Annotated in this window: 18 protein-coding genes; 5 read left to right on the top strand and 13 right to left on the bottom strand. The window is 38.7% G+C overall.

Features of this window, described 5'->3' with window-relative positions:
• Window positions 1–46: 46 nt before the first annotated feature.
• Window positions 47–1,081 (top strand): endo-1,4-beta-xylanase, encoded by a 1,035-nt coding sequence (locus V7K15_RS19550; protein ID WP_334907825.1) that lies wholly within the window; start codon window positions 47–49, stop codon window positions 1,079–1,081.
• A gap of 406 nt (window positions 1,082–1,487) precedes the next feature.
• Here the strand turns inward: V7K15_RS19550 and V7K15_RS19545 are convergent, their stop codons facing one another.
• From V7K15_RS19545 to V7K15_RS19490, 12 genes are all read right to left on the bottom strand, one after another.
• The gene (locus V7K15_RS19545; RefSeq protein ID WP_442949700.1) at window positions 1,488–2,282 is read right to left on the bottom strand and encodes a WecB/TagA/CpsF family glycosyltransferase; all 795 of its coding nucleotides are present in this window, start codon (window positions 2,280–2,282) and stop codon (window positions 1,488–1,490) included.
• Between the two features lie 41 nt (window positions 2,283–2,323).
• Window positions 2,324–3,526: a glycosyltransferase gene (locus V7K15_RS19540; protein ID WP_334907823.1), complete on the bottom strand. Its 1,203-nt coding sequence runs from the start codon at window positions 3,524–3,526 to the stop codon at window positions 2,324–2,326.
• Between the two features lie 11 nt (window positions 3,527–3,537).
• A complete protein-coding gene (locus tag V7K15_RS19535; protein ID WP_334907821.1) occupies window positions 3,538–4,431 on the bottom strand; it encodes a glycosyltransferase family 2 protein in 894 nt (297 codons plus the stop codon).
• Between the two features lie 148 nt (window positions 4,432–4,579).
• Window positions 4,580–5,596 (bottom strand): hypothetical protein, encoded by a 1,017-nt coding sequence (locus V7K15_RS19530; RefSeq protein WP_334907818.1) that lies wholly within the window; start codon window positions 5,594–5,596, stop codon window positions 4,580–4,582.
• Between the two features lie 24 nt (window positions 5,597–5,620).
• A complete protein-coding gene (locus V7K15_RS19525) occupies window positions 5,621–6,892 on the bottom strand; it encodes a glycosyltransferase family 4 protein (RefSeq protein WP_334907816.1) in 1,272 nt (423 codons plus the stop codon).
• Window positions 6,893–6,958: 66 nt separating this feature from the next.
• The gene (locus V7K15_RS19520) at window positions 6,959–7,786 is read right to left on the bottom strand and encodes a class I SAM-dependent methyltransferase (RefSeq protein WP_334907814.1); all 828 of its coding nucleotides are present in this window, start codon (window positions 7,784–7,786) and stop codon (window positions 6,959–6,961) included.
• 34 nt (window positions 7,787–7,820) lie between these two features.
• Window positions 7,821–8,684 (bottom strand): O-antigen ligase family protein, encoded by an 864-nt coding sequence (locus V7K15_RS19515; RefSeq protein ID WP_334907812.1) that lies wholly within the window; start codon window positions 8,682–8,684, stop codon window positions 7,821–7,823.
• Between the two features lie 400 nt (window positions 8,685–9,084).
• Window positions 9,085–10,011: a glycosyltransferase family 2 protein gene (locus tag V7K15_RS19510; RefSeq protein WP_334907810.1), complete on the bottom strand. Its 927-nt coding sequence runs from the start codon at window positions 10,009–10,011 to the stop codon at window positions 9,085–9,087.
• A gap of 24 nt (window positions 10,012–10,035) precedes the next feature.
• Window positions 10,036–11,358, bottom strand: coding sequence for a flippase (locus V7K15_RS19505; protein WP_334907806.1), 1,323 nt, complete (start codon window positions 11,356–11,358; stop codon window positions 10,036–10,038).
• 46 nt (window positions 11,359–11,404) lie between these two features.
• The gene (locus V7K15_RS19500) at window positions 11,405–12,421 is read right to left on the bottom strand and encodes a glycosyltransferase family 2 protein (RefSeq protein ID WP_334907804.1); all 1,017 of its coding nucleotides are present in this window, start codon (window positions 12,419–12,421) and stop codon (window positions 11,405–11,407) included.
• 57 nt (window positions 12,422–12,478) lie between these two features.
• Window positions 12,479–13,420 carry a hypothetical protein gene (locus V7K15_RS19495; protein WP_334907802.1) on the bottom strand — a complete coding sequence of 314 codons (942 nt, stop codon included), beginning with the start codon at window positions 13,418–13,420 and terminating at the stop codon, window positions 12,479–12,481.
• A gap of 78 nt (window positions 13,421–13,498) precedes the next feature.
• Window positions 13,499–15,697 (bottom strand): GumC family protein, encoded by a 2,199-nt coding sequence (locus V7K15_RS19490; RefSeq protein ID WP_334907800.1) that lies wholly within the window; start codon window positions 15,695–15,697, stop codon window positions 13,499–13,501.
• A gap of 719 nt (window positions 15,698–16,416) precedes the next feature.
• Here V7K15_RS19490 and V7K15_RS19485 point away from each other — a divergent pair.
• The 3 genes from V7K15_RS19485 to V7K15_RS19475 all read left to right on the top strand — a co-directional run bounded on the left by V7K15_RS19485 (window position 16,417) and on the right by V7K15_RS19475 (window position 19,111).
• A complete protein-coding gene (locus V7K15_RS19485) occupies window positions 16,417–16,641 on the top strand; it encodes a DUF3172 domain-containing protein (protein WP_334907852.1) in 225 nt (74 codons plus the stop codon).
• 848 nt (window positions 16,642–17,489) lie between these two features.
• Window positions 17,490–18,509 carry an RNA polymerase sigma factor, RpoD/SigA family gene (locus V7K15_RS19480; RefSeq protein ID WP_334907798.1) on the top strand — a complete coding sequence of 340 codons (1,020 nt, stop codon included), beginning with the start codon at window positions 17,490–17,492 and terminating at the stop codon, window positions 18,507–18,509.
• A gap of 107 nt (window positions 18,510–18,616) precedes the next feature.
• Window positions 18,617–19,111: an ureidoglycolate lyase gene (locus V7K15_RS19475; RefSeq protein ID WP_334907796.1), complete on the top strand. Its 495-nt coding sequence runs from the start codon at window positions 18,617–18,619 to the stop codon at window positions 19,109–19,111.
• A gap of 118 nt (window positions 19,112–19,229) precedes the next feature.
• Here the strand turns inward: V7K15_RS19475 and alaS are convergent, their stop codons facing one another.
• The gene (alaS, locus tag V7K15_RS19470) at window positions 19,230–21,872 is read right to left on the bottom strand and encodes an alanine--tRNA ligase (protein ID WP_334907794.1); all 2,643 of its coding nucleotides are present in this window, start codon (window positions 21,870–21,872) and stop codon (window positions 19,230–19,232) included.
• A gap of 249 nt (window positions 21,873–22,121) precedes the next feature.
• Between alaS and V7K15_RS19465 the strand changes: the two genes are divergently transcribed.
• Window positions 22,122–22,322: a heavy-metal-associated domain-containing protein gene (locus V7K15_RS19465; protein ID WP_334907792.1), complete on the top strand. Its 201-nt coding sequence runs from the start codon at window positions 22,122–22,124 to the stop codon at window positions 22,320–22,322.
• The last annotated feature ends 77 nt before the right edge of the window (window positions 22,323–22,399 follow it).

Below are 22,399 nucleotides of genomic sequence, written 5' to 3'. Positions count from 1 at the left end.
GACTATGGGGTTTTTACAAAAGGATAAGCAAAAAGAAGAGCATAGCATGAATGCTGCTATGGCTGATACAGATACAAATTCTCCTCTTCGGCAATTAGCTGCCGCCAAAGGAAAGCTTTATGGGACAGCAATTTCTGGTGACGCTTTGCAAAAAGAGAAGGATTACGCTGACTTGATTTCTCGTGAATGTTCGATCGCAACACCGAATGGTGAATTAAAATGGAACGCTACTGAACCACAGCCAGGAAAATTTACCTTTGAATCAGCAGATGCGATCGCTGATTTCTGCCAAAAGAATAATATGGAATTGCACGGGCATACCCTTTTCTGGCATACAGCAAAACCAGACTGGGTTCCCTACCCCCCCACTCTTGAGATGATCGAACGCCATGTTACTGGAGTCATGGGGCATTATCGCAATAGCCCCGTTTTAAAGTCTTGGGATATTGCTAATGAAATTATCGCTGATAATGAAAATGAAACTGACAACGCTACCTACGGTTTGCGTAGAGGGGTAAAACCAGAATTGATTCGAGACTTGTTTTTAATTGCCGCTTCAGTTGATAACAGCAAGAAATTTTACCTAAACGATTTCGGCATCGAAGGCGCTACATGGAAATCAGACCATTTCTTAAAAATGATCGAATATCTGAAGAATAGTGGGGTTAAAATAGACGGGGCAGGTATCCAGTCGCATCTATGGTTTTCTACTGCCTATGCTTTTGACGAGAAAGGATTTAATTCCGTCTTAAAACGGCTTAATGATCTTGAAGTTAAACCAATAATCACAGAATTAGATATTATCATTGATACCCCACTACCCGATAGTATCGAAAAGCTAGACCAGATGGTAGCCGACAGTTACAAGCGATATCTTGACTTGTGCTTTGCGGCTAAAGTTGATACTGTGATTACATGGGGGATTAGCGATCGCCATACCTGGATACGTCATCCCGACTGGATGCCAGGAAAAACCTTTAAAGACAATCCAAATCTCTGGAAGTTTTTGCGTCCGCTTCCCTTCGATGAGAACCTGCAAGCTAAACCTGCCCGCAATGCGATCGCCCAGGCTTTTCAGTAAACAACTCTTTCATTACCACTAAAATATACTCCAACTAGGCGTAAATAGCGCTTTTAAGGGAGATCCAAAAAATAAAATGACCAGCCGGATCAGGGATATTGTGGCTACACAACTATCTCTTTCTGGCTTTCGCCGAAAGGTGAAAGCCAAGACCCGTCACTGGTTGAAGACCACCAAATCTACGATTTAGTGGTCTTCAACCCGTCTATTCAGACGCTCTCTACCAGACGCTGGGCGTCGCTGTATTGTAGGGGTACGTGGACTCGTTGGAATAAGCCTCTTGTAGAGAAGAGGCTGCGCTATCGGCCAGTCGTACAGAATTCAGCATGAATTCTGTACGACTGTCGTGACGAACTGAGCGACCTACTGGTAAGGCTTGCAGAGACTCGATAACCCTACGAACTTGTTAAATTTTGTAGTTATGATTCTTTTTTTGTTGACTTTGGATACTCCAAATTTCTCGTAAAAATAATGTGCCAACAAACCAAGGCTCAACTAAGTAACGTCTCCAAAGTCTTTTAGGTTCAGAAAACAAGCGATACAACCATTCCAAGCCCACCTTTCCCATCCAGCGAGGCGGAGTAGGTATTGCTCCTGCTACATAGTCCATGCAGGCTCCACTAGTCAAAATAGTGTTGGTATGAATATGTTCAAGATTTTCGGAAATCCAATACTCTTGACGTGGCATACCCATCCCCACCATTAATACATGAGGTTTGTAAGCATTAATTGCAGCCAGAGTAGCGAGATTTTCTTGACTATCTTTATCCCTGTCAATATAACCATGAGCGCAAGCAATCTGTAAACCAGGAAATCTCTGGCGCAAAATACTTGCTCCTTGTTCAGCAATTCCTGGCTTTGAACCTAAATAAAATACACGCCAGCCTTTATTAGCTGCTTCCGCCATCAGAGGCCATATCCAGTCAGCATAGGTTACTCTTTGTTCTCGTTTCATTGGAAAACCTAACAGCTTTCCAATAAATACTAAAGGCATACCATCAATATGGGTATATTCTGCCTTGGCATAAAAAGATTGCATTTTTGGAGCATTATGAAAGAGATAAAGACTATGCAAATTGTGATTAGCAATAATCCATTTCTTATTCTTACCAATGCATTCTTCAACCAATAAATTTAAGTCGAGGATAGAGAGTGCATCGACTTGAGTACCAAGAAGTTTGTAAGATGAAGTCCGGATCATAAATGTTTTTAGGATTAGATTGTATGACGAAAGGCTTAATACTACTGAGTAGGCGATCGCTGTTTTTTCAATATTTGTTCCGCACCTTCAACTAAGTTCTGTACCCTAGCAGCCCAACTGTGATGATTTACTATCTCAATGCAAGCCAATTGTCCCATTTCTGGCAGTGCTTCTCTTTTCTGATAAGCTTCCAATAAGGTACGTTTTAAATCATTTTGATCACCTGGTTTAAATAGGAAACCTGTTTTGCGATCGCAAATCAACCGTTTAGCATCTTCAAAAGCTGATGCTATGACTGGTTTAGCCATTGCCATGTATTCATAAAGTTTCATAGGTGAGAGATACATCTTTCCCATTTGTAGTTGAACTTGCCCAGAGTAACCAACATCAAATCCAGCAATATACTGGGGTACTTCTTGCCAAGAAACTCGACCTATAAAAGCTACATAAGGTGAAATACCTAATTCTTGACTCTGCTTTTGCCAAGCAGATTTCATTGCACCATCGCCGACTACTACCAGCGAAATGTCTAAGCCTTCGGCTCGTAATTCAAATATTGTTTCTAATAATAAGTCTAAACCAGCCCAAGCATATAAACTACCTATAAAACCTATAGTAAAACCTGAAAATATTCGTTTTGGGATATGTAGCTCAGGATTAATAAAATCAATATCAACTCCGTTTGGTATCAAGACAATTTTTTCACTTGAAATCCCAAAATCCCGGACTAAAATTTCTTTTAATGTTTCACTCACACAGGCTAAAACATCGCATTTTTGATATGCTATGATTTCCATCCATTGAGCTAATCTATCCAGTACCAATGCTTTTCGTTCTGTCTTTGCTTCATAAAAAAGTAATGCTTCAGCTTGCAAAATCCAAGGTATTCCCTGACGTTGGAATATCCAGCCCATACATTGCAAAGTTGCAGCGTACTCATACACCCAATCAACTTGATTTTTAAGTTCTTGGTAGCTTCTCCACGAGTTAATGACACCAAGTCCGAGACGCATAAAATCTACTGCTAAGGTGTAGAAAAATCCTTTGCTGATTAATTCACCAGAACCATTGGCCGACCATTTTTTTGGAACTTTATCTCCCACAATAAATGTTTCGATTTTCCACTCAAGTATTTTAAACCCCTTCAGGATTCCTAAAATTCGGGAACGGGGACCAGACATCTCTGCATCGGTATGTGTTGAAATCCGAGGTGCTGCCGCTAAAAAACCAATACGTTGCTGCATTTTGGAACTCCTTAAGGTTGCGAACTACTTTGTGGAATTTCTTCTGCAAATGTGGGAGATGCAGCCAAGTTTTTGTAACCAATAATGGCTCGGAGATAAGGTAAACACCAATAAATTACCCAGAAAAACCCGGAGTGCCGACGACAGAATTCAGTCCAAGGTTTGAGCGGAAATGCTTTGACTTGAATTACCTTTCTTAAGCGTTCTAAAACAGATAATTTTGTATCTACCCAACTGTTGCGGATTGAGTTTTTACCACAGGTTCCGACATATCCAGGTACAACCCATATCAAACAACCATTCTTTCTTGCTCTCAAACCATAATCTAGGTCTCCTAAACTGTGGATAAATGCTGCATCAAGATTCCCTACTTTTTTTACAACCGCACGAGGAATTAGCACGCAGTTACCAAACATCGTGTCACATTCTTGAAAAACCTGAGTTGAACCTAAAAATTCATATTTATTAGAGTACCATTTGCAGGATTTCACTGCACCGCCATATGAAGCTTCTCTTGTTATTGAATCTTGAGTCGTACCAACTAATATTGAATTTTCTCGGACAGATTCTAATAATTGTTCATGAAGCGTCAATAGGCGTTCCAGGGTGTTTGATTCTAGTATTGTGTCGTCATTCAACCAGAGATAATAGTCATAATCTTTTTGCATTGCTTCAGCAAACGCTAGTCTCATTCCTCCCACCCAGAATAGATTCCCATTACCTTGAAGAATCTGGACTTGGGGATAAAAAACTTTCACTGCTTTTGAAGTACCATCATAACTTCCATCATCGGTTAAGTAAACATCAAAAGACTTTGTTTGTTGAGCTAAGGCACGCAGACAGATCAGAGTTGTCTCACGCCTGTTAAAACAAGTCATTATTACTGCTAACTGTGGTTGCTTCATAGAGTATTTTTTATTTATGTTCATAAAATTTTCTGAAACAAAAATTAAAGGTTTATTTTGTTTTCGCAATTCTTCTTCATCTGACGTATTTACTATTAAGTGATGCGTTCTTCACTCAATACAATGTAGGGTTGCCTTTATCTTTCATTTAAAAGTTGGCAATTTTTTCTATCCAATTACTTACTTGACTATTCAATTTAAATACGCGTAGCTTTTGTTCTATTTTTCTCACAGTCAACATATATCGGTGCATCACTGATATGCGTGGCATCTTATGTCTGACAACTCCTTCGCATAACCATTGATATTTATCTGAACTTCGATTAAAGTTTTTTAAGCGTTGAATTTGTGCATTCCAATCATTATAGAAAAACAAATTGAAATAATGTATCGACACTATGTCATCCCAAGCTTTAAGTTGTGATTCTTGAGATAAGCGATTATGTAAAGGTAATGGATAACTATAAGCAGAAGAAAAATGAGAAATATTTTCTTCCAGTGAGCATAAAGTCACAGATAAGACTGACTGTTCCACAAAATACATCCCTTGAGGAGGGCTAATATTCATACGCATTACCTTCTCAAAGTTTTCTTTCCAGGCAGTAAATATACCTGCACTCCTTCTTACAGCAACCAAACCAGAATTCCAGTAGGCTCTGATTTTTTTATTACCAATTGGTGTGTCAACAAATATCTCACGCTTTACCCCCAGCACTTCATATAGTTTTTGCCAGTACCATTCTTGAGGGTCTCGCAGACCTGTAGAACCAATTCCTTGACCATACTCAGGACGTATGCGAACGTTACAATTTACTGGCAATAAAAATTCCTTTGGCTCATCAAAAAAGCATTTGTCACTGTCTAAAAAAACTAATATTTCTGCATCGATATTTTGTTCTGCATAGGCGCAAACCAGGGGTTTATTAGCTAAATAATATTCATGAAATTCTCGATTTATAGGAACTTGTTGATGAGTCACCTGCAACGCTTCAAACGCATCTTGGGTTTGCTTTGATATCGGTTCACCTACTCTAGGATGAAAACTATATATAGGTGTATTTTTCAATTCGCCGCAGAACTTACGAATACTTTCTGCAAGCATCAAAGATTGACCTTCTAAACGACCAGGTTCTGTACAAATTATAAAAGCTATAGGTATTGACATATTATGAAGTATTTGTTTAGTAAGCTAATTACTGAATGAAGATTTATTTGCGCTCATCAAGATTTCCTGAAACAAAGCTGAATAACGACGTGCTTGAAGTTCCAGAGTGAATTCTTGTTCGGCTTTCTCACGAGCATAGAATGATAGCTTTTGAAGCCTCTGTTCATTTTCAAGTACCCAGGTAATTCCTTTGGCAAAATCCTCAACTTCATAAGGTTTAGCCAAATAGCCGTTCTGCTGATGATCAACAATATCTTTTAAGCCAGTAGAATTAAACGCCACAACTGGAGTACCACAAGCGAGTGATTCAGAAGCTGTCTGTCCAAAAGATTCTTGAAGAGACGGTACAAGCATCACATCAGCTGCTGAGTAAACAGTTGCTAAAGATATATCATCGTGTAAGTGTCCCAAATAGTGTGTTTTGAAGCCCAAATCAGGTGGATTTTCGGGTTGAGATGCACCAAAAATAACGACTTCACACTTATCTTTCCAGCCAGATTTGCTTAATTCTTGTAGTGCTGGTTGCAGGTAATGAAAACCTTTTCTAGAGTCATTGGTTGCATCTAGCGCTCCAAATAGAATAAGTTGTTTATCCAGAGGTAAATTTAGTAATTCTCGCGCTAAACTTTGATGAACAGGTTTATACTTTTGAGTATCCAGCCCATTTGGAATTACTTCGATTCGCAAATTCTTAAACAGAGAACTAGACTTGGCGCATTCGGCTAACCAAGAACCTGGCGAAACAATTGTCAAATTTAAATTTTTCAAAGCTTTGGCTTTACGCTGCCATACCCAATGGGATAAATCCCAATCCTTTTTGCTGTTCAGTTGAGGACAGGCTCCACAGGATGTTTGGTAGCGATCGCAATCTCCAGTATAGCTGCATCCTCCAGTAAATGCCCACATATCATGAATTGTCCAGACCAATGGCCACCTTAGTTTAGCAAGAGTTTCTATTTGTATAAAACCTGCGCTAATCCAATGCAAATTGATTATGTCTGGATTAATTTGAGCAACTTGAGAAATAACTCTATCTGGCAACCATTCAATAAAAAATGGAGTATTTTGCTTTTGAGAATAAAGCTTTAAAGGTAAAGTTTCAAATGTCAACTTTGCCTTAGCGATGCCTTGAAATAATCTGATCTTAGGTGCAATTACTGTTTTATCATCAGTAGATTTTTCTTGCACCAGCATTTGTGATTGTAAGTCAATATTTTGTAACCCTTTGTGCAAGCGGTATGCAGCACGAGCCGCACCACCAGCTACATCCTGAGTGCTAAGGAGCAAGACGTTCATGTTAGTACTATTTAACTTGAAAAAATCTAGTTAATAATACTGGTTCTATATCGCAGAGAATCAGTATTATTTATTTGGCTTGATGCCCTCACAATATAATGAGCCTGGTAGATATACTGTTCCATCAGCATTAATATCTAAGACTTCATCACTAAAGTTTGGAATATTACTTGTATGGGCATCCAAAAATTTAATATCCGAAAAACCAACTCTTTCAAAGAGTGTTTTCATACTATAGCTATCATACATCCACTTATGTTTTTCACCAAGGGACGTTTCATCTATCATAGACTTGCGGAGATACTGTGGTATTAACTTCTTTACCATGTCAAGATAGAGGTATTTAAATTTGTTTCTAAGTTTATTTTGATTGATACTAAATACCTTTTCCAACAAAGAAGTAGTATTATTATTTACCATCTCTTCTTTGATCTTAACACCTGTTCTAGCTTCTACATAGTTTATGGATGATTGATCATTGTTTTCAAGCACTTGTCGCCAATAACTTTTCATCAACCCGCCATGATCTGTTCTTACCAATTGGTCGATTAACTCAATAATAATCCATTCATATTGTTTCCTTGTTTCCTGATTTTCAAGACTATCGATAATTCTTAAATATTCCCGGCATGTTCGCTCTAAGTCAGGAACAACGATGCGTAAAATGCCTTGAGGTTTTAGAACTCTATAGCATTCTTTCACCAGCATTTCTCCCGTGTCCTGAGAGAAATGCTCTAGGACATGACTGCTATAAATAACATCGAAATAATCTTTAGGGTATGGGAGTGGTTGTAATAAGTTATGGGCAATTACTTCAGGATGCTCAGAATTAAAATCTATATTTATCCATCCAGAACAAAATCTGTGTCCACATCCAAAATTTAACTTTTTCATGCTTTTTCTCCTTTCAATTATGCAAGTATGTAAACTATTTACCTATTGGTGTCCGATGATAACTAAGAGTCAGAGATAGAGATGTTGTCACATACATCAACCAATTCCAACCGGGAGTTAATAATCTTGCTTCTGATAAATTCACTATGACGATGAGAACTAACATCTGCATTGGCCAATAATCTTCCGGTTTTTCGGCGACAGAAACAATTCGAGTTAATGCCATTGCAAAGAACCGGACAAACCCTACGGCAAAAGTCAAAAAACCTAAGAATCCTAATTCTAACAATAGTTCTAAAAAACCATTGTGAGCATTACTTGCCCAATCATAAGTGGCTCTCAGATTTGATGCAGCATTACTAGTCCAAAATGCCGAATATCCATAACCTAGCCAAGGTCTTTCCAAAACCTTGGGCATCACTAGCTCCCAGAGGTCAGAGCGTCCATTCAAGGTAAGGTCTTTACCAGAAGTGCCAACTATAGTTTCGGCATTATTGATTAGTAACATTGAAAAAATAATCAGCAACATTAGAGCTGAAGTAATCATAATAACTTGTAATTTATAATTAGTTTTTTTAAATGATTGGTAGAAAGGCAAAAGTAATATCATTGCCAATAATATCGCCAAAGATGTCGTTGAACGTGTGAGGATAATTAGACATATAGATAACCCACATAGTGCCCACATCAACCAGCGATATCGATAGCTACTAAGAGCAAGATGTAGAAAAACTCCTGCGCTCCAATTCATCATGTAACCTAATTCATTTTTATGACCATAAATTCCGCTCCACATATCTAACAATTCAGGTGATTTGTGAATATAACCTGGGATGAATGCAGAGAATATCATAGATAATAATGCAGCTGCACCAAGCGCCCAAGCTATTAGCCTCATTTGTTCCCTAAGGGAATAACGCATTGCCAAGTAGATTGCAATAAAATATATTCTGATTAGCCCTTTTATATAAATAAGACTAGAATTTAGGTCTTCTGACCACAAGATAGAAAATATAACTATTCCTAGTAATAAAAACTCTAATGGACTTTTGGTAATTACATAAATAAAACCTTTCCAGTATGAAGTTAGGAAATAAAATAGGATTAAATATGAAACTATATTGAACAAAGTATCTAGCTTATCGCCTCCAAGGGTAGACATAGAAACTTCTTGTGCAGGGTGTATTGTAAATGCCCCTACAGCAATGAGTAATAGCAAGATAGTTAATATTCTTTCTGTTAATTTTACCTTCATCGCTGACATTTAATTATCTCTTAATTTACTCCAACATTCATCACTATTTTTTTATCGCTGAGTAATTCAATCTTTTCTTTACTTCCTCTTTAAAAATATCCAATGCAGTTGCTTTATAGACTGTTTTCTGCGTAAAATTATCTGCCTCTATATTCCTCACAATAAACGGTGGATGTTTTAAGGGAAATTCCATTGGTTGCATCGACATATTGATGAACGAAAATTCCTGACTGGAAGTGAAATGAGTTGCGTCTGCACCAACACCAACATTAGAGATTAAATTCACATTGGGAATAACGCTTAAGCTACCCTGCATCCAGCAAGCAAATGTCCATTGGTAATCCCAGGTTATACCTGTAGGATCGTTATAAACAGAGTCAAATATTCGTTGCCAATAATTTACTGCTTTTGGGTCTACAAGAATATCATGTAAAAGGTTTTCTGCTTGCACCTCTTTCCAAAGTTTGATGGTCAAATCATAATGCTGCCAAGCACGTCTCCAACTTGCCCAACCCCAGCAGTGATTATAGCGAGAAAAATAGTAACTGTAATTTGTCCGTTTTCGTCCGAATTGAAGATTTTGAGCAGAGATTGTGGCGATTCTGGTATCGTCTCTATATTTTTCTAGCAGTTCTTCACTAAATCTGAAAAATGTTGCGTGAGGGATACAATCATCTTCTAAAATAATTGTCTCTTCAACATTATTAAATACCCAATCTAAACCACTAGATACTCGTTTTGCACAACCTAAGTTGATATTAGAATAATTCTTGATAACTTCGCAGTCCCAATCAACTCTTTCAATAATTGCGCGAGTTGCTTGACACTTTGCTGCCTCACCTTCGCGGTCATTGCGAGGACCATCTGCAATTACAAAAAGTTTTGTTGGCTTGGCTTTGCGAATAGCTTCAAAAACTTTTTCTGTTATTTGTGGGCGCTTGAAAATAATAAAAGTTACTGGTGTTTGCATTTTTGATTAATTTGGCTAAAACGATCAATATTTGTAAAAAGGAAGAAGCGATCGCACCTGAATCTTAAATATTTTTTGTGTTCTGGAATCAAAAGCGTTGCATAGAAAAGTAGCAGCAGCTTGAGATATTATTGTTGCGATCGCAGACCCAAGTCCTGCATATCTAGGAATCAGAAATAAATTGAGAATAATGTTTAGTATCGCCCCAAATAAAGTCTTACCTAAAGAAACGTGGTTTAAACCTTCAGCAATAAACCAAGGTGATGTTGCAAGACCCATAAATACAAACAAAGAAGTCCAAATATGAACTGCTAATATTGATCCTGCTTCTGCATATCCACTTCCAAACATCACCATAATTATCTTGTCAGACAGGAATGTCATTGGAAGAGCAATTGCAAAAGATATACATGTCATTAGACTGAGTAATTTTCCTATTCGCTGATAGTAAAGACTTTCTGATTTTTCCTTAGCTGCATAAATTGAAGGAGCAACAGAAGAAACAATAGCCCCTGGAATAAAATACCAAATTTCAGAAACACGGACAGCAGCAGAATAAATTCCAACCTCACTATTTCCGAGCATTTGACCTAACATCACCTGATCTATTCTCATATAAATCAGGACAGCGAACCCCGAAAAAATTAGAGGTAAACTCTCTTTCAGAAGAGTTTTAGCAGCAGAGAAACTCCAACGCCATAACCACAACGAAGACCCTTTAATTTGGTAAACTATCAACAAGCCAATTGCACTCATCGCAAATTCTGCTAATGTTACCCAAGCAAAAGCTAACAATGGTGCTTTTGTTAAAATTAGCGCGATTTTGATGGCAGTATTTAGCAGAAACGCTGTATTTTTAGCGATTACAGGGTATTTGGACTGCACCTGTGATTGAAACCACACTTCAATAGTATCAGTCGCCCTAAAAATTCCTGCCATTCCTAAAATTGCAACTAGCCATATCTTCAGTATTTCATGCTCACCTAAGATAAACATAGTGCTAACTGCCAATAAGACAGAAGCAATTCCACCCAGAAATTTTAGCCAAAAAGTGGTTCCTAAAATTTCCTCTTTGTTTGATGATTGACGGACAATATGGCGAACTACTACGTCGTCCAGTCCGAGAGTGAAAATTGGGCTAAATAAGCTAACAAAAGCTAAAGCATAGTTAAAGAGACCATATTGCTGTACTCCTAAGTAGCGTGCTACCCATACTCCTACGACCAAGCTTGCACCCATACGTAAAATGCGGTCAGCAAACAACCAACCTGTGTTGGCAATAATTGCACGCAGCCCAGAACGAGATTTAAATTTTGATAAGTTTTTAATTTTTAATTTACTTAACATTATTTTGAGGAATTAATCATCTGACACTCTCTATCCCTATCAAGCTCTATCGGGTAATTTTTTTCCAAGGTACAAAATTACGTGGACTTATCCAGGATTTAACATTATTTATCGCAATTTTTAATTTTCCACTGATTAAAGTTTTCAAAAAATAGCTAAACAATAAAACGATACCTTTTGTTTTCCAAAATAAATTACGTTCAAACAAAAATATGATTTTCAAATATGAAAGAAAATCTTTAACTTGTGGATATGGTATGGTTTTTAACTCATTGAGAGAAGTGAAAGCTAATAATAACGGTAAACTAAAATTATTTTTTTGCACGATGTAATTAAATAAGGAATTGCGCTTCCAAAATCTCTTGTATTCATAGTTGTTGTCTATGTCTAAAAATTTCTTATTATGATACTGATTGTTTTGATGTATTCTATACATCACTAAAGGTTTAGACATATAAAACTTTTTAGCCCCTACCAAAGAAGCTCCCCATACTAGGCAGTCATCAGCGCGGACACGCCAATCTTCTATATTTGGAATAGGCAAAATTTTTCTGATTATTTCTCTACGCATTGATAATGTTGAAGTTATGGAGCCAATCCATTCAGCACTATATAAAGTTCTGATTACTGAATAACCCAAATCTAAATCAAGTGTATCAGCTTTAAATATTTCTTCTACTGACCCAAATTTTTTATACGCACAAAAAAGAAAATCACATTCACTACGTCTATTATAAAAATTTAGGGCGGTTTCTAAATATTGAGGTTCATAAATATCATCCGCGTCTAAAAAAAATATAATATTCCCAGTTGCAGCTAAAAAACCTTCGTTAAAGGATGATAGTTGTCCTTCATTTTTTTCTTTCAAGATAGATTTAACATTAGCTAATTGAGTAAATTTAGTGATGACTTCCACAGAATTATCTGTGGACGCGTCATCAACAATAATAATCTCATCAAATTTAACTGTTTGATTTAAAGCACTCTCAATTGCTTCTGAGAGAAAATCAGCGTAATTGTAATTATTAATTAAACAAGATGTTTTAATTTTATTTTTGTCCATATAAAAGTGCCTCAGTAGTGAATAAAAGAGAACAGAGATAGTTTTGACAACCTATAATTACCAATACGCTGGATATTTTGAGGGATTTGTAGGAATATCATCAGGTCTACACCTCACCCAGTATTCATTATAAAGAGACTGAAAAAATGGAATCTTATCCCAACGATTGCCTTTAATTCCAAAAAGAATTTGAGTTGATCCTCCAAGATGTATAGCCTGTTTACCCAGAGATTTAATGTAAGCAGCTAATGGAAGTCCATAAGCACCACATCCGATAATAGCTATGTCAAAATTTTGAGCTTTAATCTGATTACACATCCAATCATAAGCATCAAACCAAGTATTGAACTGGGTTTGGTTCCCAGCCAGAGACTGAACTGATTTAAAGGTAATTAATTCAAATTCAGGGAGAATATTTTGGTTTTCAAAAAGTAACTTCCTATGGTTATTATATTGTGATGAAATGGTTTCTGCAAAAGGATGAATGACTAAAACCCTTTTTCCCTCAAGATTCTTGCTCCAAGGGTCGTTGTGATAATAAGGTTCTAGTGTATTTAATTCAACAAAAGAACTTTTTCGGCAAGAATTTCTGATAATTTCCGGCTCTCCAATTTGAAGCCATACTCCCAGAGCATCTATAGATTTTGACGATTCTAGAAAAAGTTGACTAAATCGATCTAGATGTTTTTCATCTACTGGGAAAAAACCAGAATCATTAGACATTGACTCAAATATAGATCCCTTATAACCATTTTTTAGGTATTCATGTACACAATAAGCTTCTGTGCTACCAAAGCGAGTAATCATAAAAGGTTTACTATCTTTAATAAGATTGGTAACTAATTCATTACTCTGTTGAGGAGATAAAATTTGCTGATAAATATCATAATTTTTTACATAATTTTTGAGAATTATTGCCTTTGTATAAAGAGAGCTTTTCCATTTAGCTAATGGAGTATTTGATTTTACGAATTGCTTGAGATTTTTGCTTAATGTCATTAATTTAGTTCTACAGTCGTCAAAAAATTGGGTTTAGATGGTTGTAGTCAAGGCCACTTTCGCAATCCAGAGGAGAATTTAACGCTCTTTGGAAAATTTGGTTAAGCTGTTAGATACTAAATCTTGTTCAATTTGTCGTTTTTTGGTGTCATAAAAATAATTGTTAGGTTCATTTTTAGTATTCACACCATTGATGACTATCCCTAAAACCTTCTGACCTGACTGAGTTAAAAACTCTTTAGCTGCATTCGCACTGTTCAAGTCAACCACTCCAGGACGAACGACTAATAAAATACCGTCAGTCAGGGTGCTTAAAACAGCAGCATCTGCTATTCCTGAGAGAGGGGGGGTATCAAAAATTATAAGATCGTAATCTCTCCCAAAGTTACTAATTAATGTTGCCATGCGTTGAGAATCTAGCATTGCTACTGGATTGGGAGGCAAAACTCCAGAACTAAGAACCTCCAGATTAGGCATGACTTCTTGCACAGCTGCATCTAAAGAAACTTGGCCAGCAATGACATTACTTAGTCCGATTGCATTTGTTAGCCCCCAGATATGATGCTGTATGGGATGACGCATATCTGCATCCACCAATAACACCCGACGCCCAGACTGAGCCATAGTCACAGCTAAATTTGCAGATACGTCAGACTTTCCTTCTTTGGCAACGGAACTTGTAACTACAATGCTTTTGAGCGGTTTATCAGAACGCAGGAACTTTAAGTTCACTTGTAGTATTTGGTATGCGTTACCGACAGGAAAGTAAGGAATATCTCTGCCAATGATTTTGGGAATAGGTCTATCGAGTCCTGCTATAAAAGAATGAGCTTTCTCATTTCTAGCTTGTGTGGGAATCACTCCCAAAACAGTGTATTTCAAGACTTCTTTGGCTTCTTTGACCGTCTTCACCGAGCGGTCTATCAAGTCTAAACTAAAGGCGATAATGATACCTAAGAAAAGACCAATTCCTCCTCCACCAACAATAAACAGGATTTTGCGGGGACCTTCTGCTTTATCGGGAATTAAAGCATAGGAAATGACACGAGCATTAGGAATCTTTTGGTTCTGTGCAATATCAATTTCTTGGCGTTTCTTTAAGAGTGTTTCGTAGGTCGTTTGAGCTGCTTGCAACTTCCGTTCTAGCTCTCGTTGGCTCTGTTCTAGCCTTGGTAAATTATTTGCTCGTTTGATGTAGGCATCTTGCTGTCGTATGAGTGTGGCAATTTGTCTCTCTAGACCAACGCGTTCTGCCTGAGCACGAGTAATATCTGCAATTAGGCTTTGCCGCAGTTGTCCAACCTGTAAACTTCCCTCTGTTATCTGCGCTGTACCCGCTACTTGTCCTGTCCGCTCTTTTAGCAAGCTCTTAAGAGCTACAACTTTTTCTTCTAAGTTAGTAATTGTAGGGTGTCCAGGTTCAAAACGAGTCCGCTCTAGTGCCAGTTGGCTTTCTGTTTCTTGGAGTTGGGCAAGCACTTTCTGAACCCCAGGTGCTTGACTCAATTCAGATGCGATTACACCTTGCTGTGAATCTATCTGAGCTTCACTGCGTAACTGTTCTAAACGACCTTTGACATCATCTAGTTGAGCCAAACCTTGAGAAATTTGATTTCCTAACTTGGAAATCGTATCGACTGCTACAGTTGCTTCTTGGTCCAAGACAACAATTTTATTATTTTCTTTAAATAGCCGCAGTTTTGATTCGGCTCTTCTGACAATTTCTTCAGCTTTGGGTACTTCCGTTACGAGAACCTCTTTGGCTGTCAGTGCTTCATTCTGATTAGCCTTGATATTTAGGTCTATATAACTGTCGATAACTTTATTGACGATTTTGGCAGCAAGTTCAGGATTACTGCCTTTATAAGATAGTTGTACGATATCAGTGCCTTTGATTCCTTCTATTTTTAGTTGTTTTGCCAAGTCGGGAATCAACAGCCGTTTGCCTTTACTATCTTTGAGGTTGAGGGAATTAATTGTTTTCTCAATCACTGGATTTGAACCAACAATTCTCACCTGAGTTTCCAGAGGATTGTCGTTGACATTCAAAGCTTCCAAGCGTCCTATATCTTGCGATAAACCTGTGAGTGAGGAAGAGCGATTTGTTTTAATCATCAAACTTGCTTCTGCCTTGTATGAGGGTTTTAGTGAAAATGCATACAAGCATCCAAGGGTAACAGCTATGCCAAAAATTCCTACTATAGATAGCCAACGCCGTTGCAGAACTTCTAAGTATTTCTGAATATTTATTTCTTCAAAGTTTGGTAAAGATTCCATTTTTATAAAAGAAGATTATTTACTTACAGCAGATTTTTTTCAATATTTTCCCGACAGTAGAACTGTAGTCTACTTACCGATGGTAATATTTGCGTTAATTGTCAGCTAATACATTTTTGCTGGGGTTGTTCAATATCTGAAACAAACTAATAGTTTGAGCAGTCGCAATTTTAACTGATATTGCTTGATATTATCCTGACAACAAAAACAGGATAACTGACAACTTTTTCTCTTACTTAGAGGCTTACCATTTTTTTTGGTTAACTTAGCTTTGTGTTATTAATGATGCAATTACTGATTAGTAATCTAATACTCAACATCATATTATGTAAAAAGGCTTAATTGTATAACTTTACAAACAATTCATACATGGCAGTATATTCACTGATTGTGAAAAGACAAGATAAATTAATGGCTTAATGGTAAGGAATAGAGCAATTGTGCCAGCCTACAAGCAATGGAACCACTTCCGAGGGAGGCTTTGTGCAGTTAAAATAAACACTTGGACATGACAACAGGCGATGCTCTAAAGGAGCCGTTTCACTATCGCAATCAGGCTGGAGTTTTATTGACGGAACCAGCCACAATTAACAGGATACACACAGGTATCAGGAAAACATCATCCTGAGGCTGAGGCACTTAACCAGATTCAAGGCAAAGCTTTCGACTTCTTGAAAATGTAAGTAGGTAGGCACGAATTAACCTAACTATGTAATAAAATTCATGGACCCACACCCGTATGTGTTTTAGCGATCGCAGGTGTTGCTATCTTGCCAAGTATTATCCTTGGTGCTAATGTTACCACTGTCACTACTTTTAGTCCCGAAAATGTCTTTAAGAGTAATTATATTGATAATACCGCATCCAATGCAGATATCTGCGTGCAGGATGACACAAGTGCAATTGTCGCATATACCTGCGTCTTTGTCATCCTAAATTCTTAATTACAAGTATTTGACCGGACTCTTAAAGAAAGCTATTCTTGAGCAAGGGAGGATGAAAAGTGCTTACTTTGATGGTTAGCGATCGCCCGCTACGTACCCAGCTTGATATGATTAGATTATCTAGCAAAAAATGTCCATTTTATATTTAATTAATTCCATTTAATCAGAATTACATGGAAGGATCACCAGACTATTAACACTTAAAAAAAATCTGTGGTTTAATAATTCGGAATTATGTTGGTATTTGCTGTTAGTAATTTATCTCTTAGGTAATGAAATCGTTGCTCGGTCAATTATTCATTTTTCCCAAGAACTATATTGCAATAGTTGAGTTAAAGCTTAACTCTTTGTCAAAGTCAATTTTTTTAACGTAGATGCAAAGCTGCTTGCCACATGCTACCGCAATCTCTACGAGAGGCTTCCGCCAACGCGCAGCGTCTCTAAAGAAGAACGCATACTCTACAGAGAAGCAAGCTACGCGCAGTGGACGCACCAAAAGGAAGAGAAGGAAAAAATGCTTAACTGAACTGTATTCAACTATATTGGATAATTAAATTCCACATAATTGTGTTTGAAAATATGCAAAGTTCAATAATCAAAAAGTGTAATTCCTTCAAAAGATATGCTGATGATACTTTGGGTAATTGATTTGTAACTGGTGATGATGTTAGTATTAAGGGGTGGGTTGATTTTGGGTTTTTTATCTCCAACAATTGACTTGTAATGTATCATAGACCAGAATTCATCAGTATTGCCAATTGATCGATTAGCAGCGTGAAATGGCTACGGGTCTGAATATCTAGACTTGATACCAATAAATTGATGAGGTTACAGAAGAGCAAATAACCATGAGCAACTCAACATCTCCACATACCGAAGTTCAAAAAACGAAGAAAAAAACTTTAGCCGCAGATAAAAAACCTCGAGTTACAGATGATATTGTGCGTAGTTATCTGCAAGAGATCGGGCGTGTAGATTTGTTGACTCGTGAACAAGAGGTTATTTTTGCCCAACAAGTGCAGCAGATGATGAATTTACTAGCTGCTAAGGAAGAATTGGCTGTGAAATTAAATCACCAACCGACGCTGCCAGAATGGGCAGAGCAGGTGGAGTTGGGTGTTGAGGTGTTAGAGCAACAGCTAAATTTAGGACACCAAGCCAAGCAGAAAATGATTCAGGCTAATCTTCGGTTAGTGGTAGCAGTGGCGAAGAAATACCAGCACCGCAACCTGGAATTTATGGATCTAATTCAAGAAGGGACTTTGGGTTTAGAGCGAGGGGTGGATAAATTTGATCCGGCTCTTGGTTATAAGTTTTCTACCTACGCTTACTGGTGGATTCGTCAAGGAATCACACGAGCGATCGCTCAACAAGGACGTACAATTCGTTTACCTATCCACGTCTTTGAGAAACTGAACAAAATTAAACGGGTGCAGCGAGAATTATCTCAACAGCTGGGTCGCGTTCCCACTACTGGTGAAATTGCTAACGCCTTATCTTTGACACCCAGCCAAGTTCGAGAGTGTTTGTACTTGGCCCGTCAACCCTTCTCCTTGGAGGCGCGAGTTGGTGAACAACAAGATACAGAATTGCAGGACATACTGGAGGATGATGGACCTTCTCCCGAAGACTATGCCGTTGAAGAATCTCTCCACGAAGACTTACAAGACTTGTTGGCAAAGCTGTCTCCCCAGCAGCGAGAAATATTAACCTTGCGTTTTGGTCTGAGTGATGGATATGAACTTTCTTTAGCACAGATTGGCGATCGCATGGGTATTAGTCGAGAACGCGTGCGTCAAATAGAGCAAAAAGCTCTCAGTCTCCTCCGACGCCAAAAGGAACAAGTACGTAGTTATCTAGCTAGCTAAATAATTCATAATTCATAATTGAATTGTGTAATTATTAATTGTAAATTAATAATCATTGGTTATTTTTGGGGAAAATAAACCTAAGTAATCTCTCTCAAAGATTTGATATGAGCATATCAAAGACAGTGCAACAATTGCAGGCAGAATGGGTAACTTCTGAAAACTTTCGGCGTTATGGACAGGTGATTTTTGCTAGTCTTGATGGCAAAGTTTACGATGTGGAAGATGCCCAGTTAAACCTGCAAAACGGGATTCCACGATTTTATGTTATGCGGTTGGAGAAGAACGGGCGAAAGTTTCACAAAATTACTCGCCATGTGCAATGCACTCAATGTCTGGGTTCTTTGTCAGGGAAGGATTGGTTAATTGCAGTTTCTCCTCCTGATAATGATGTGAATGAACCAGCATTAGAAGAGATTGCTGCTTTCCGCATTCCAGGGAATTGTTTTATTAAGCTACATCAGGGTACTTGGCACGCTGGCCCCCATTTTGACCATGAAGCTGTGGATTTTTATAATTTGGAATTAGCTGATACAAATATGGTGGATCATTTCACTCATGATTTTCTCAAGAGTCATGAATTAGAGTTTGAGATCGTTTAGATAGCGGTGATTCTCCTAAACTTGCGATCGCTGTATTAGTTTCATTTATAATACAGACCTAACCCCCAGCCCCTTCCCTGCAAGGGAAGGGGAGTAAGTCTTAAAGTGAGGAAGATAATTAACCCAAGGCGGATTTTAAATCACTTTCCGCTTGTCGCAATGCTTCTGGTAATTTACTCGCATCGCGTCCGCCTGCTTGGGCTAAGTTCGGTCTTCCACCGCCACCGCCACCACAGATTTTAGCGATCGCACCTACAAATTTACCAGCTTGCAAACCTTTTTTGTTGACTTCTTGACTAAAAGCTGCAACTATGCTAACTTTCCCTTCTTCAGGAACAGAACCCAGCACCACCGCACCGTTACCGATTTTTTGCAGTAAGCGTTCGGCTGCGGTTTTCAATGATTCTGGATCAACATGTTCTAATTGAGCGACAATAATTTTATAATCGCCTACAGTTTCGGCTGTTTGTAGCAAGCTGTCAGATTTGGCGATCGCTAACTGTACCTTTAAGCTTTCCAATTCCTTCTGGCTGGTTCTGAGTTCGCTTTGCAAACTGGTGATTCTGTCTGGTAGTTCTTCCGGTTTAACTTTAAAGCGATCGCTCAAATCTTTAACTACTTTATCCCGAAGATCGAGATAATCAAGTATTGCCGGCCCCGAAACGGCTTCAATGCGCCGCACTCCAGAAGCCACACCAGCTTCTGAAATAATTTTGAACACGCCAATTTCAGCAGTATTACTGACGTGAGTTCCGCCACACAGTTCCATTGATACGCTAGGAAAGTCAATCACCCGCACTTCTTCGCCGTATTTTTCGCCGAACATGGCAACAGCACCCCTAGCTTTCGCCTCTGCTAAAGGTAATACTTCCACTTTCGCACTATGTGCTTCAGCAATCCAAGTGTTTACCTGTTCCTCAATTTGTTGGACTTCTTCTGCTGTCAAGGCGCGGGGACAGTTGAAGTCAAAGCGCAACCTATCAAATGAAACCAGGGAACCAGCTTGAGATATGCCATCATCAACAATTTTCTTCAACGCCGCTTGTAGCAGGTGCGTCGCGGTATGGTTAGCTTGGGCGCGACGCCGACAAGCCGGATCAATTTGGGCTGTAACATGATCGCCTACGCGCAGCGTACCGCGTTCGATGCGTCCGAAGTGAACAAAGAAATCAGATTCTTTCTTCATGTCTTCCACGCGAACTAGGATACCATCACCAGAGATATAACCGCGATCGCTGATTTGTCCCCCAGATTCAGCATAAAATGGCGTTTTGTCAAGGACAATTTGCACCTCTGTTCCCGCTTCTGCTTCCTCTTGGGAAACACCTTCTACTAATATCGCTTCGACTTTCGCCGTCGCCGCAGGTTGGGTATAGCCTAAAAACTCAGTGGCGTGGATGTGTTCTGCTAATTTGTCGAGGGAACCTTGCACAGTTAAATCGATGGTTTCGTGTGCATCTCTACCACGTCCTTTTTGGATTTCCATTTCTGCTTCAAATTCCTCAGCATCAACTGTGAGATCATTTTCAGCAGCAATTTCCTGAGTTAGTTCGAGTGGGAAACCGTAAGTGTCGTAGAGTTTAAAAGCACTTTTACCACTGATTTGGGTGTTTCCTTGCTGTTTGAGTTCTTGGACGATTTCCTCTAGAAGTTTTTCGCCTCTGTCGAGAGTTGTGAGGAAATTAGCTTCTTCCCGTTGCAACTCAGCTTTAATTGCTGCTTCCCGTTGGCGTACACTGGGGTAAGCTAATTCAGAAAGAGCGATCGCAGTTTCAGCAACTTGGGTGGTAAATTCGCCATCAATGCCAATTAATCGTCCATGACGCACCACCCGCCGAATTAACCGCCGTAGTACATAACCTCGTCCCACGTTGGAGGCGCGAATTTCATCAGCGATCATGTGGACAACAGAACGAACGTGATCACCAATGACTTTTAGAGAAACTTTGGTTTTTTCATCGCTTTTGTGGTAATCAATACCAGCAATTTGGGCGGCTGTTTGGATGATCGGGAAAATCAGGTCAGTTTCGTAGTTATTGGGTACTTTTTGGAGAATTTGCGCCATTCTCTCCAAACCCATGCCGGTGTCGATGTTCTTGTTTTGCAGTGGCGTTAAATTGCCTGATGCATCCCGGTTATATTGCATGAATACGAGGTTGTAAAACTCGATAAACCGGGAATCGTCTTCTAAATCTATATTTTCGTCACCGCGTTCGGGGTGGAAGTCGTAATATATTTCTGAACAAGGACCACAAGGCCCAGTCGGCCCAGATACCCAAAAGTTATCATCTTCGCCCAAGCGTTTAATTCTCGCTACCGGCACACCGATTTGATCCCGCCAAATTCCAAAGGCTTCATCATCATCTTCAAAAACGCTGACGACGAGATTTTGGGGGGAAAAGCCAAAGATTTGTGTAGAGATTTCCCAACCCCAAGCGATCGCTTGTTCTTTAAAATAATCGCCAAAGCTGAAATTACCCAGCATCTCAAAAAACGTGTGATGCCGTTTGGTGCGTCCGACATTTTCGATGTCGTTGGTGCGGATACACTTTTGCGAAGTCGTAGCCCGCTTAAATTCTGGTGTGCGCTGCCCCAAGAATATCGGCTTAAATGGTAACATCCCCGCGATCGTCAACAGCACGGTTGGGTCTTCTGGCACGAGGGAGGCACTGGGGAGAATTTGGTGATCCCGTTGGGCAAAGAAGTCGAGAAATATGTTGCGAATTTCGTTACCGCTTAGGTAGTGGGGATTTGAAGACATAGGTTTTTAACTTTAGACTTTAAGATTTCCGCGTAGCGGCACTAAATAGGATATTTTCATAAATAGCTTTATATATTCTTGCATTTTGTTTCATATTACTGCTAGCAAATTGTGCCAGTCGGTAAGCTATATGCAGTGATTAGGATGCTTTTACACCATTACCTTACTCTGGTAGGATACGCGGTCGCATTTTGATGACTAAGATTAATCTTGAAGAAATAATTGAAAATTTCCATCTTGGGGTAACAAATGGCACTAAAACTGAAAGTATCAAATATTGCTTGTGATAAATGTGCAGAAACAATTACTGAATCTATCCATGTTATGGAACCTGAAGCCAAGGTGGATGTCGATGTTAATGCTAAAACTGTCACCGTAGAATCCGCAGCTTCAGAGGAGTCAATCAAACAGGTAATTGTTGCTGCTGGTTACACTATTGAAGGTTATTGATCTGATTCTAGCTTTTTACAGAAGTTTGGATTTTAATATCTGAGGGTAGGCTAACAAAATTTTTTCTATTATTTCCG

It is taken from the genome of Nostoc sp. (genome assembly GCF_036919815.1).
Lineage (GTDB): Bacteria > Cyanobacteriota > Cyanobacteriia > Cyanobacteriales > Nostocaceae > Nostoc.
Note: the sequence above shows the minus strand (reverse complement) of the source record. Positions and strands in the feature narration are given on the sequence as shown.